General features: G+C 41.9%; 7 protein-coding genes and 2 tRNA genes. 6 read left to right on the top strand and 3 right to left on the bottom strand.

Features of this window, described 5'->3' with window-relative positions:
* Positions 1-199: 199 nt before the first annotated feature.
* Together DWZ47_RS29310 and DWZ47_RS29305 are read left to right on the top strand one after the other, a co-directional pair.
* Positions 200-1,003 carry an inositol monophosphatase family protein gene (locus DWZ47_RS29310; RefSeq protein ID WP_117515605.1) on the top strand — a complete coding sequence of 268 codons (804 nt, stop codon included), beginning with the start codon at positions 200-202 and terminating at the stop codon, positions 1,001-1,003.
* Between the two features lie 30 nt (positions 1,004-1,033).
* Positions 1,034-1,738 (top strand): ComF family protein, encoded by a 705-nt coding sequence (locus DWZ47_RS29305; RefSeq protein WP_117515604.1) that lies wholly within the window; start codon positions 1,034-1,036, stop codon positions 1,736-1,738.
* A 1,942-nt stretch (positions 1,739-3,680) separates the two neighbouring features.
* On the opposite strand, the gene DWZ47_RS29295 is transcribed toward DWZ47_RS29305, so the two are convergent.
* Together DWZ47_RS29295 and DWZ47_RS29290 are read right to left on the bottom strand one after the other, a co-directional pair.
* A tRNA-Asn gene (locus DWZ47_RS29295) sits at positions 3,681-3,754 on the bottom strand.
* A gap of 28 nt (positions 3,755-3,782) precedes the next feature.
* Positions 3,783-3,856 (bottom strand) — tRNA-Asn (locus tag DWZ47_RS29290).
* Between the two features lie 77 nt (positions 3,857-3,933).
* Here DWZ47_RS29290 and DWZ47_RS29285 point away from each other — a divergent pair.
* On the top strand, positions 3,934-4,923 hold the full coding sequence (locus DWZ47_RS29285; RefSeq protein WP_117515602.1) for an adenosine kinase: 990 nt from the start codon (positions 3,934-3,936) through the stop codon (positions 4,921-4,923).
* Positions 4,924-4,968: 45 nt separating this feature from the next.
* Entirely contained in the window at positions 4,969-6,657 is a 1,689-nt protein-coding gene (locus DWZ47_RS29280; RefSeq protein ID WP_004310710.1) for a S41 family peptidase, read from the top strand.
* A 142-nt stretch (positions 6,658-6,799) separates the two neighbouring features.
* Here the strand turns inward: DWZ47_RS29280 and DWZ47_RS29275 are convergent, their stop codons facing one another.
* A complete protein-coding gene (locus DWZ47_RS29275; RefSeq protein ID WP_117515607.1) occupies positions 6,800-8,002 on the bottom strand; it encodes a PAS domain-containing protein in 1,203 nt (400 codons plus the stop codon).
* 183 nt (positions 8,003-8,185) lie between these two features.
* Between DWZ47_RS29275 and ahcY the strand changes: the two genes are divergently transcribed.
* Together ahcY and DWZ47_RS29265 are read left to right on the top strand one after the other, a co-directional pair.
* On the top strand, positions 8,186-9,604 hold the full coding sequence (gene ahcY, locus DWZ47_RS29270) for an adenosylhomocysteinase (protein WP_004302401.1): 1,419 nt from the start codon (positions 8,186-8,188) through the stop codon (positions 9,602-9,604).
* A gap of 151 nt (positions 9,605-9,755) precedes the next feature.
* The gene (locus DWZ47_RS29265) at positions 9,756-12,269 is read left to right on the top strand and encodes a YfhO family protein (protein ID WP_117515600.1); all 2,514 of its coding nucleotides are present in this window, start codon (positions 9,756-9,758) and stop codon (positions 12,267-12,269) included.
* Positions 12,270-12,375: the final 106 nt, after the last annotated feature.

Below are 12,375 nucleotides of genomic sequence, written 5' to 3'. Positions count from 1 at the left end.
TCTGGGCTTTGCGCATAAAAAAAGGCTGTGTCAGCGTTTTGACACAACCTCTTGTTTTTAGATGTTTCTTTAAATATTGGTTATAATAGTTTTGATGTTATCTCATTAATTTGCGTATCAAACACGAAAATATTATTTTCCTTTATGCTTTTTGCCGGAAAAGCTATAACTTCGAAGCACTTTTTAATTTGAATAATAAATGTTAGATTTGAAGCAGCTTACAACTGATGTATGCCGGATTGCTACCGAAGTTGGATGTTTTTTAAAAGAAGAACGAAGGAACTTCCGCCGTGAGCGTGTGGTGGAAAAACATGCACACGATTATGTGTCTTATGTGGATAAAGAATCTGAAGTGCGAGTGGTGAAAGCCCTTACTGCTTTATTGCCTGAAGCGGGATTCATTACAGAAGAAGGCTCTGCCACTTATCAGGATGAACCCTACTGTTGGGTGATTGACCCCTTGGATGGAACTACGAATTATATTCATGATGAGGCTCCTTATTGTGTGTCCATCGCTTTACGTAGCCGTACCGAACTTCTTTTAGGCGTCGTTTATGAGGTTTGCCGGGATGAATGTTTCTATGCCTGGAAAGGTGGAAAAGCGTTTATGAATGGCGAAGAAATTCATGTGTCGAACGTTGAGGATATCCAAGATGCATTTGTTATTACAGAATTACCTTATAATCATCTGCAATATAAACAGACTGCTCTCCATCTTATCGATCAACTTTATGGAGTAGTGGGAGGTATTCGCATGAATGGGTCGGCTGCTGCCGCAATTTGCTATGTAGCTATTGGGCGTTTTGATGCATGGATGGAAGCATTTCTCGGGAAATGGGATTATTCTGCAGCGGCACTGATCGTCCAGCAAGCAGGAGGAAAGGTTACTGACTTTTATGGTGAAGATAACTTCATAGAAGGACATCATATTATCGCAACGAACGGGAATCTTCATCCTTTCTTTCAGAAGCTCCTAGCAGAAGTCCCTCCATTGAATATGTAGGTGCTATTGTAACTTCAAATTGCTATTATTATGAAACACACACTTCTTATCAAAGACTGGCTTAGTTCTTTCTTATCTTTGCTATTTCCCCATTGCTGCGTTGTTTGCGGCCGACCGTTAGCAAAGGGTGAAGAATGTATCTGTACAGTATGTAATATCAATCTACCCCGTACTAATTATCATCTTCGAAAAGATAATCCGGTAGAACGGCTCTTCTGGGGACAAATCCCTTTGGAACGGGCTACTTCTTTTTTCTTTTATGAGAAAGGAAGCGACTTCCGGTTGATTCTTCATCGGTTGAAATATGGTGGACAAAAGGAAATTGGTGCAATTATGGGGCGGTATATGGCTGCCGAACTTTTGTCTTCCCATTTTTTTCAGGGAATTGATGTGATAATCCCCATACCGCTTCATAAGAAAAAACAGCAAATCCGTGGTTATAATCAGAGTGAGTGGATTGCCCGTGGTATTGCTGCTGTAACAGGAATCCCCATCGATACAGAATCCATATTGCGTAAGAAAAATACGGAAACGCAAACGCGTAAATCTGTGTTTGAACGTCGGGATAATGTGGAAGGTATCTTCGAGCTTCAGCATCCCAAAACACTTGCCGGAAAACACATATTGATAGTTGACGATGTGTTGACCACTGGTTCTACTACTCTGGCATGTGCTTCCTGCCTAGTGAATGTGGAAGGAATACGGATTAGTATATTGACGTTGGCAACGGCTTAAATTTGTTTCAAGAATGTATAAAGGGCTTCTCAAAGATGACTTTTTATAAAAAAAACGAGATTGAGAACCGAATGAATTAATAATTTCTTATATTTGCACTGTCGTAGATCGACATGTTTTTATGTTTTTGAAGAAAAAAAGCGTTTAGCTGATTTCTGTGCAAGCGAAAAGTCGAAAATTCAAATACGCACATGAAACAGTAAAATGCTCCTTGCGATATGCGGGGGGTGTTTCCTGTTTGTGCGTATAGGGCTTCGACTCCCTCGCTTGCGGATAGGCAAATGCCCTACCGCTTTTTTTGTATATATAGGGTTTGTAATAGGGCGCAAACCATCATTTGTTATAAATGGAAAGAACAAAAAAGATATGCCCGCTTTCTCCTCAAAGCAATCGTGTGATTTGCTTGAGAATACCCCTCTTGGCTGCATTGCCATACAATCAAGAAATCTCCGGCTGGACATCTCTTATGGTATTCTTTCCTTCTTTCATGTATTTAAACCGATTTGAAATGAATGAAGATAGAGAAATAAACAGGTTCGGCTAAGACCCCAAGACGAGGTGGTTTATATCCAAACGGTAGGACTGCCTCGTCTATTTTTTCATTAAACAAATGAAGTGTCACGGCGAATCCATAGCAGCCAGTTGGTTGTGGTTTGCTATTTTTCGCCAAGATCTAATGTTATTTAAACTTTAAAGGCAAGTCAAATGGGACGGAGTGGTGGTCTGACGGCTAAAAGGTCGAAAACATTACATTTATGTGTAACTACTTGCCTTTATCAAGAAACGATGAGGTACGACCAATACCAGAGGGGGACTAATGGATTTATCCGGGAGGTTCCCCTTATTCTTTCGTCTTTGTTCTCAAACTGATCCCCAAATCCCCAATATTCAGACTAAGCCGCCGTTTTCAAACTGAACCGCTGTCTTTGGAGTAGTAGCAAATCAGCGGGGATAAATTTTAGATTAGTCTGAAAAATCGGGGAACAGTTTAAAAGTTTGGGTAATGTGCTTCAGGGCAGCCTATACCAAAAAAGTTCGTTCCTGCACAGTTTTGAGCTAAACGAATGCATGCCTCGCCACCGTATCTCCGTTAGGTGTGCCAATAAGACTTTCTTAATTGCCCAAACAAATTATCTTTATTGCCTAGTCAGATTATCTCAATTAGCTACTTTTACTTCGTTCCACTATAATGGAACGAAATAAAAATAGCAAGTGGAACGAATCTGGATAGGCAAACGGATAAATAGAAATGCCCAATTAAAATCATTTCCTATGAATAGACGATTCGACTCATTCCATATGGGTTTTGAACAATTCGATGCTCTTTTCTATAACATGTTCAATTCTTCCAGCTCCTTCACTTTTCTTCTGTATTGCCGATAAACAAGGAGTTTGCAGGTGAATAGCTGCCCCTTCACCTTCTCTTCATCGTGAATCAAGTCAAATTGCTACTTTCAGATTCCACCATTGAGCAAGATTAGTAAAGCTATTTCGTAATTAGTTTCAACCCTATTTGAAACTAGATGTTTCACGCCGAGAAACAAAGTGTTTCAAGCAGTGAAACGAAGTGTTTCTCGGTGTGAAACGGATTGTTTCAAGCCTTGAAACAATTTTTGAAACTAATCGCTACAGGAGAAGAGATGGTGAAGTTGTTACCCTTCACCCGCAAACTCCTTATTCATCAGAGAGACAGAGAAAAGATGAAGGGGGACATGGAAAAATGGAAAATAAATATCCAATAAGAGAATTTATTCGATTCTGTTGTGATTCAATACCACACCGGTTAATCACTATTTAATTCCTTTTTGTACCGATATGATGTACCTACTTTTAGAGATATGGTTGTTCTGAGCCAAATCCCACAAGATATATTATTAGTCCTTTGGATGATAAGAAAGGTGAATAAATAGAAAAGCCACCCTTCTAGGTGGCTTCTTTTTTGCTCTTCCTCTTGGACTTGAACCAAGGACCCTCTGATTAACAGTCAGATGCTCTAACCGACTGAGCTAAGGAAGAATGTTTGCAATCAAGATTTTCAACTTTGCTCTTCCTCTTGGACTTGAACCAAGGACCCTCTGATTAACAGTCAGATGCTCTAACCGACTGAGCTAAGGAAGAATGTTTTTCTCAATTGCGATGCAAAAGTACTAGGTTTTTTTGAAATATGCAATATCTTTGCAAAAAAAATATTAGGAATGGACAAAATAATAGGATTGGGCAACGCCCTGGTAGACGTACTCGCAACCCTGAAGGATGATACTCTTTTGGATGAAATGGGTTTACCCAAAGGAAGCATGCAGCTCATTGATGACGCTAAGTTACAGCAGATTAACACAAAATTTTCACAGATGAAAACTCACTTGGCAACAGGCGGATCGGCAGGAAATGCCATCCTCGGACTGGCTTGTTTGGGTGCTGGAACAGGGTTTATCGGAAAAGTGGGAAATGATAATTATGGAGAATTTTTTCGTGAAAATCTGCAGAAAAATAAGATTGAAGACAAATTATTGACCTCGGATCGACTGCCTTCCGGTGTGGCATCCACTTTTATTTCACCGGATGGAGAGCGCACTTTCGGAACCTATCTGGGAGCAGCGGCTTCTTTGAGAGCAGAGGAACTGACCTTGGATATGTTTAAAGGTTACGCGTACCTATTTATAGAAGGCTATCTTGTTCAGGACCACGAAATGATTCTTCACGCCATTGAACTGGCTAAAGAAGCCGGTTTGCAGATTTGTCTCGATATGGCTAGTTATAACATTGTGGCTAATGATCTGGAATTCTTCACCTTGTTAATAAACAAATATGTCGACATTGTCTTTGCAAACGAAGAGGAAGCGAAAGCCTTTACCGGCAAGGAGCCGGAGGAAGCTTTGGGAGTGATTGCCAAGAAATGCAGTATTGCTATCGTAAAAGTCGGGGCAAACGGTTCTTATATCCGCAAAGGGACAGAAGAAATAAAGGTTTCGGCCATTTCGGTTCAAAAAGTGGTGGATACTACCGGTGCCGGTGATTATTTTGCTTCCGGATTCTTATACGGATTGACTTGCGGATATTCGTTGGATAAATGTGCAAAAATAGGTTCTATTCTCTCGGGAAATGTTATTCAGGTAATCGGAACAACGATACCACAGGAACGCTGGGATGAAATTAAGTTAAATATTAACAGGATTCTGGCGGAATAACAAAGGATTGAGCTACTTTTACGACTCATTTAGATTGAAAGAGGTATGAAAAAATTGCTGAACAGGCAGATAGCTATTGTTGCAGTAGCGGTGATAGCAACAGTTGCTTTCTTTAGTTTCAAGAGTGGAGACGACCGTAATTTCCAGATTGCAAAGAATCTGGATATATTTAATGCGATTGTGAAAGAACTGGATATGTTCTATGTAGATACCATTGATCCGAATAAAACGATTCGGGAAGGAATCGATAATATGCTTTATACGCTGGATCCTTATACGGAATATTTCCCGGAAGAAGATCAGAGTGAACTGGAGCAGATGATTAAAGGATCATTTGGTGGGATGGGTTCTTACATTGCTTATAATACGAAACTAAAACGTTCGATGATTTCTGAACCTTTTGAGGGAACGCCTGCTGCAAAAGCCGGTCTGAAAGCGGGAGATATACTGATGGAGATTGACGGACAGGATCTTGCCGGTAAGAATAATGCGGAAGTCAGCCAGATGTTACGCGGACAGGCAGGTACCAGTTTTAAGCTAAAGATTGAGCGCCCGAATGAGAAAGGTGGACGTACGCCGATGGAGTTCACGATTGTACGTGAGTCTATTCAGAATCCGGCGATTCCTTATACTGCCGTATTGGATAATAATGTAGGTTACATTAGCCTTAGCACTTTTTCCGGCAACCCTTCCAAAGAGTTTAAGAAAGCATTTCTGGATTTGAAGAAACAGGGAGCTACTTCGTTGGTGATAGACCTCCGTAGTAATGGCGGTGGATTGCTGGATGAAGCAGTAGAAATTGCGAATTATTTCTTGCCGCGTGGAAAGGTGATTGTAACGACCAAAGGGAAAATCAAACAAGCTAGTAACACTTATAAGACATTGCGCGAGCCGTTGGACTTGGATATTCCGATTGCGGTATTGGTAAATAGTGGAACCGCTTCTGCTTCCGAAATCTTATCAGGTTCTCTGCAGGATCTCGACCGTGCCGTTATCGTTGGTAACCGTACCTTCGGAAAAGGACTGGTACAGGTTCCCCGCTCTTTGCCTTATGGCGGAACGATGAAAGTGACTACCTCCAAATATTATATTCCAAGTGGACGTTGTGTACAGGCTATTGACTACAAGCATCGTAATGAAGATGGAAGTGTAGGAACCATTCCTGACAGTTTGACTAAGGTATTCCATACGGCTGCCGGACGTGAAGTACGCGACGGAGGTGGTGTAATGCCGGATATTGTTATCAAACAGGAGAAATTACCGAATATCCTCTTCTATCTGGTACGCGATAATCTGATTTTTGATTATGCAACTCAGTATTGTTTGAAACATCCTACCATCGTTGCTCCGGAGAAGTTTGAGGTGACAGATGCCGATTATAATGATTTTAAAGCGTTGGTGAAGAAAGCTGATTTCAAATATGACCAGCAAAGCGAGAAAATTCTGAAAACGTTGAAAGAAGCTGCCGAGTTTGAAGGGTATATGGATGATGCTTCAGAGGAGTTCAAGGCACTTGAGAAGAAGTTAAATCATGATCTTGACCGCGACTTGGATTATTTCTCATCTGATATAAAGAAGATGATTGCTACTGAAATTATCAAGCGTTACTATTACCAACGTGGTAATATCATCCAGCAGTTGAAGGATGATGACGGTTTGAAGGAAGCAATGAAAATTCTGAATGATCCGGTGAAATACAAAGAAATGCTTAGTGCTCCGGCTGCTAAGGAATAAATGAATATATTTCAAACATAGATATATGCGGAAAACGCGGTTTTGTTACCAACAAGCCGCGTTTTCTGTATATCTATATTTAATTGCAAATAGTCATGTAAGGTCATGCCCGGACACAGATATTTGTGTCCTTAATCGATCTTTATTGACGAATCAAAGGCAGGGTAAAATAGAATCTGCTTCCCTGTCCTTCCTGGGAGCGCAACCAGATACGTCCACCCATCTTCTCTACCAACATTCTGCAAAGAGTTAATCCCAACCCTGTTCCCTGAACAAAATCGTTAACTTTTCCAAAGCGCCGGAAAATTGTGGCAATTCTTGCTGCCGGAATGCCGATGCCGCTATCTTTAACGTAGAACTCTACAAAATCCTCCTTTTCCCGATAGCCGAAATGAATTTCTCCTTTCGGGGTAAACTTCGTAGCGTTACTAAGCAAGTTACTTATAATTTGTATGATGCGATTCCAATCTCCCGAAGTATACATGTCCGTATCTACGTCGTCCAAAATAAGTTTGACACCGTTTTGCGTCTTATGCCAGAATTGTTGTTCCAGCTGCAGGCAGATATCTATTAATTTGATCGGGCGGATATTGAATTTTAGAGAATCAGCTTCAAGCGATGCCAGATCCAGAATATCATTAAATAGATTCAGCAGCATTTCCGAATTTCGTTCGATGATTTCCGAATATTGATTCTTCTCTTCCGCAGATGTTGCGTAAGTGATTAGTTTGGAGAATCCTACAATGGCATTGAGCGGGGTACGTATTTCATGACTCATGTTTGCCAGAAAAGCAGATTTCAATCGGTCCGACTCTTCCGCTTTGATTCTGGCAGCCTTTAGTTCTTTCTGTTGTTGGGCATTCGTCTGTTCCGCCTCCCATTGTTGGGATATATCACGGCACATACACAACAGATACTTTTTATCCAAAGGAAAGATACGGTTTTCGTAGTGATGTAAAACACCGTCTAGCATTAATTCATGCCTGGCTGTGGAGCTTTCTCCTGTGAGAATCACCTTATCCATATTCTTGCGGACACTTTCATAAGCCTCTTTGGGCAGAATGTCTTTTACGTTAGTGGTAGTGATATTGTTGGGGCTGATACCTTCTACGTGATTAGTTGCCGGAGAAGAAGCAAGCTCTATGATATTGGCGTCATGGTCGAAGACGGTGAGCATGTCAGGAAGAGCATCCAGTATCCGGGTACTATATTTATCACGAAAACGTTCTTTGGAAGGAGAGGAAGAATCAGAAGAAGAATGAGAGGAAAGAAAATCTATTTTCTTCTCTAATTGTTCGATTATTTCCAAAAGATCTTCCTTTGTTTTGTTTTCGTAATTTCTCATAGAAGATTCGTTATTATTCATTAGAATGTTGTAGAAGTTGTTTTATCTGTTGCAAATATAAAACAATATTCCGAGATGCTGACAGCCTCCCTAGTTATTATAATATAAAAAAAACGGATAGCTTTTGCCCTACTAATCAGAATGTTCTATCTTTGCATCCATTATATATAAATGATTTACAATATGTCTACAGAATTATTCTCTACTCTGCCCTATAAGGTGGCAGATATTACACTTGCTGATTTCGGACGCAAGGAAATCGATTTGGCAGAAAAAGAAATGCCCGGCCTGATGGCTCTTCGCGAAAAGTATGGAGAATCCAAACCGTTAAAAGGTGCCCGCATTATGGGGTCGTTGCACATGACCATTCAAACGGCTGTGCTGATTGAAACATTAGTGGCTTTAGGAGCTGAAGTACGTTGGTGCTCTTGTAATATATATTCAACGCAGGATCATGCTGCTGCTGCGATAGCTGCTGCCGGTGTACCGGTATTTGCATGGAAGGGCGAGACTCTTGCCGATTATTGGTGGTGCACGTTGCAGGCATTGAGCTTTGACGGCGGTAAGGGACCGAATGTGATTGTAGATGATGGCGGTGACGCAACAATGATGATCCACGTGGGTTATGATGCTGAAAATAATGCTGCCGTATTGGATAAGGAAGTACACGCGGAGGATGAAATAGAACTGAATGCCATCTTGAAGAAAGTGTTGGCAGAAGACAGTACTCGCTGGCATCGTGTGGCGGAAGAAGTGCGTGGCGTATCTGAAGAGACTACGACAGGCGTACACCGTTTGTATCAGATGCAGGAAGAAGGCAAATTGCTGTTCCCGGCATTCAATGTAAACGACTCGGTAACGAAATCTAAGTTTGATAATCTGTACGGTTGCCGCGAATCGTTGGCCGACGGAATCAAGCGTGCAACAGATGTGATGATTGCCGGAAAAGTAGTAGTGGTATGCGGTTATGGTGATGTGGGTAAAGGCTGTTCTCACTCCATGCGTTCTTATGGAGCGCGGGTGCTCGTGACGGAGGTAGACCCGATCTGTGCACTGCAGGCTGCAATGGAAGGTTTCGAAGTAGTGACGATGGAAGAGGCTTGTCTGGAAGGTAACATCTTTGTGACTACGACAGGTAATATCGATATTATCCGTATCGACCACATGGAGAAAATGAAAGACCAGGCTATCGTTTGCAACATCGGCCATTTCGATAATGAAATTCAGGTAGATGCTTTGAAACATTATCCGGGCATCAAATGTGTGAACATCAAACCACAAGTAGACCGTTATTATTTCCCGGATGGACATAGCATTATCTTGTTGGCCGACGGTCGTCTGGTAAATCTGGGATGTGCAACAGGACACCCGTCATTCGTGATGAGTAATTCATTTACCAATCAGACATTGGCGCAGATAGAACTGTTCAACAAGAAATATGATATCAATGTATATCGCTTGCCGAAGCATCTGGACGAGGAAGTGGCTCGCCTGCATCTTGAAAAGATCGGTGTGAAACTGACTAAGCTGACTCCCGAACAGGCCGCTTATATTGGTGTATCGGTGGACGGACCTTATAAAGCAGATCATTATAGATACTAATTTGATTTACGATTAGACGATTTACCATTTACGATTGATAAATAAGGGAGATCGATATTCCACTGTTATCAATTGTAAATGTTAGATTGTCCGGTCGTATTTATTTTTATATTCAAACTTCAATCGTAAATAGTAAATCGTGTCATCGTAAATGAAAAAGTTTCTTCCTGACTTAATAGCCATTCTGGCTTTTATCATTCTTTCTTTCGCCTATTTTTTTCCGGCTGATATCGAAGGTCGTATCTTGTTTCAGCATGACACGGCTGCCGGAGTCGGTGCAGGACAAGAATCGAAAGAGTATCTCGAGCGTACCGGAGAACGTACGCGCTGGACAAACTCGATTTTTGGAGGTATGCCTACTTATCAGATGTCTCCGAGTTACGACTCGACAACGTCCCTGAAAGGGGTGGAGAAGGTTTATCGCCTCTTTCTCCCGGATTATGTAGTGCTGACTTTTATCATGATGCTGGGATTCTATATCCTCTTGCGGGCGTTTGGAATATCGGCCTGGCTGGCAGGATTAGGCGGAGTGATATGGGCATTCTCTTCCTATTTCTTCATTCTGATACCGGCAGGGCATATTTGGAAGTTTGTGACATTGGCTTATATACCACCTACGATTGCAGGTGTCGTTCTGGCTTACCGGAAGAAATACCTGTTGGGTGGAATCGTTACGGCCCTGTTCATCGCCCTTCAGATTCAGTCGAATCACATTCAGATGAGCTATTATTTCATGTTTGTGATTCTGTTTTTTGTAGGAGCTTACTTTGAAGATGCTTACAAAAAGAAAGAATTGCCTCATTTCTTCAAGGCTAGCGGGGTTTTAGCACTGGCTGCCGTGGTAGGAGTCTGCATCAATATTTCCAATCTGTATCATACGTATGAATATAGTAAGGAGACGATGCGCGGCAAGAGTGAATTGAAGCAGGAGGGAGCTGCTGCCAGTCAGACTAGTAGCGGATTGGATCGTGATTATATAACCAACTGGAGTTATGGTATCGGTGAAACGTTGACGTTGCTGGTTCCGAATGTAAAGGGGGGAGGATCAGGATCTACGATGTCACAGAGCGAAGCTGCTATGGCAAAGGCCAATCCAATGTATAACGGTATTTACTCACAGTTACCTCAATATTTCGGTGAGCAGCCGTGGACAGCCGGTCCGGTATATGTGGGGGCATTTGTGATGTTCCTCTTTGTATTGGGGTGCTTTATAGTGAAAGGTCCTCTTAAATGGGCGCTGCTGGGAGCTACTATCTTCTCGATTCTGCTTTCATGGGGAAAGAATTTCATGGGGCTGACGGACTTCTTTATCGATTATGTCCCGATGTATAATAAGTTCCGCGCTGTATCTTCTATTCTGGTAATAGCTGAATTTACAATACCTTTGTTGGCGATTTTTGCCTTGAAAGAGATTTTGAGTAAACCGGATATGCTGAAACAGGAAAAGAACTGTAGAGGAGTGATTGCTGCGTTGGTACTAACTGCCGGTGTTGCGTTCATTTTAGCTGTCGCCCCGGGCGCTTTCTTCTCCAGCTTTATAACGGCACAGGAGATGACTGCTTTGAAACAAGCACTTCCTGCCGAACATTTGGCTTCGTTTGTGGCCAATCTGACTGAAATGCGCGAAGCCATTATTGCTTCGGATGCATGGCGCAGCTTCTTTATTATAGTGATCGGTTGCCTGTTCTTATTCTTGTATCAACTGCGGAAGTTGAAAGCCTCTTTCACACTGGCGGGTATTGCGCTTTTGTGTCTGATAGATATGTGGAGTGTCAATAAACGCTATTTGAATGACGAACAGTTCGTGCCGAAGTCGAAGCGGTCAGAAGCATTCGTGAAAACACAGGCGGATGAGATTATTCTTCAGGATACGACTCCGAATTATCGTGTACTGAATTTCATCGGTTTCCCCGGTAATACATTTAATGAAAACAATACAGCATATTGGCATAAGAGTGTCGGTGGCTATCATGCAGCGAAACTTCGCCGCTATCAGGAAATGATAGACCATCACATCGTGCCCGAAATGAAAGAAACTTATCAGGCTGTGGCTACTGCCGGTGGACAGATGGACAGTGTGGATGCTTCTAAATTCCGTGTACTGAATATGCTGAATACCAAATACTTCATTTTCCCTGCCGGAGAGCAAGGGCAGGCTGTTCCTGTCATGAATCCTTATGCATACGGTAATGCATGGTTCGTAGATAAGGTGCAGTATGTAAATAATGCAAATGAAGAAATAGATGCTTTGAACGATATTCTTCCAACGGAAACAGCCGTAGTGGATGTAAAGTTTAAAGAACAGCTGAAAGGTGTGACAGAAGGATATAAAGATTCACTATCTACCATCCAGTTAACCAGTTACGAGCCAAATCGTTTGGTTTATAAGGCCTCCACTCCTAAAGACGGAGTTGTTGTTTTCTCTGAAATATATTATCCGGGATGGCAGGTGACTATCGATGGCCAGCCGGTGGATATTGCCCGTGCAGACTATATCTTGCGTGCGATAAATATGCCGGCAGGGGAACATACCATCGAGATGTGGTTTGATCCGCAAAGCATACATGTCACGGAAAGTATTGCTTATGCAGCATTGGCTTTATTGTTAATCGGAGTTATGCTTCTTGCGTGGACGCAGCGGAGCAAGATAGCGAAGAAGTCCTAAGCGAAATAAAATAGTACGTAAACCTGTTGTGTATCATAAGGTTATTAAATAAGGGAGGTTGTGTCAAAACGTTGGCACAACCTCTTTTATATTTTACAGTTCTGCT

The organism is Bacteroides sp. AF32-8BH, assembly GCF_003435205.1.
Classification (GTDB): Bacteria; Bacteroidota; Bacteroidia; order Bacteroidales; family Bacteroidaceae; genus Bacteroides; species Bacteroides ovatus.
The sequence above is the reverse complement of the archived record's forward strand: the minus strand, read 5'-3'. Positions and strand labels throughout refer to the sequence as shown.